The 743-nt window shown below is 47.4% G+C and carries 1 protein-coding gene; it reads left to right on the top strand.

Translation table 11 applies throughout. From position 1 onward, the window contains the following. Nucleotides 1-739, top strand: a 739-nt coding sequence (locus tag WKU26_RS12615) for a polysaccharide biosynthesis/export family protein (protein WP_340322309.1), incomplete at its 5' end; no start/stop codon positions are given. Between the last annotated feature and the right edge of the window lie 4 nt (nucleotides 740-743).

Below are 743 nucleotides of genomic sequence, written 5' to 3'. Positions count from 1 at the left end.
CTCCTACAAGAAAGTACCCTATATGCAGGACCCCGAAACCGTAAATACCTATGGAAAGGAAATTCCTCTTTACGATGCCAAGATTATGCCCAAGGACCTGCTGAGCATTACGGTCAATACCACCGACCCGTTGGCTGCCGCACCGTTTAATCTGACCGTACAGACTCCAATGAACGCAGCCATTGCCAATATCAATACGACAACTCAGCCCTCCTTACAGCAATATTTAGTCAACAACCAGGGAGAAATCGACTTCCCCGTATTGGGCAGACTCAAGGTAGGCGGACTCACCAAAAATGAAGCTGAAAGCATGATCCGGGAAGGTCTGAAACCCTATCTGAAGGAGACTCCCATTGTCACCGTACGAATGGCCAACTACAAGATTTCCGTACTCGGTGAAGTCAACAAACCGGGTACCTTCACTGTGTCCAACGAAAAAGTCAATGTACTCGAAGCCCTTGCCATGGCAGGCGACATGACCGTATATGGAGTACGAGACAATGTAAAGCTGATTCGTGAAGATGCACAGGGAAAACGTGAGATTGTGATGCTCGACCTTACCAAGTCCGACATCGTGCTTTCTCCCTACTTCTACCTGCAGCAGAACGACATTCTCTATGTCACCCCCAATAAAACCAAGGCTAAGAACTCCGAAATTGGTAACGCCACCACCATTGCCATCTCGGCTACTTCTATCTTAGTATCCATTGCCAGCTTGATTGCTACGCTTGTAAAATAAAAAG

The organism is Phocaeicola sp. HCN-40430 (assembly GCF_037890285.1).
GTDB classification, from domain to species: Bacteria; Bacteroidota; Bacteroidia; order Bacteroidales; family Bacteroidaceae; genus Phocaeicola; species Phocaeicola acetigenes.
The sequence above is the reverse complement of the archived record's forward strand: the minus strand, read 5'-3'. Positions and strand labels throughout refer to the sequence as shown.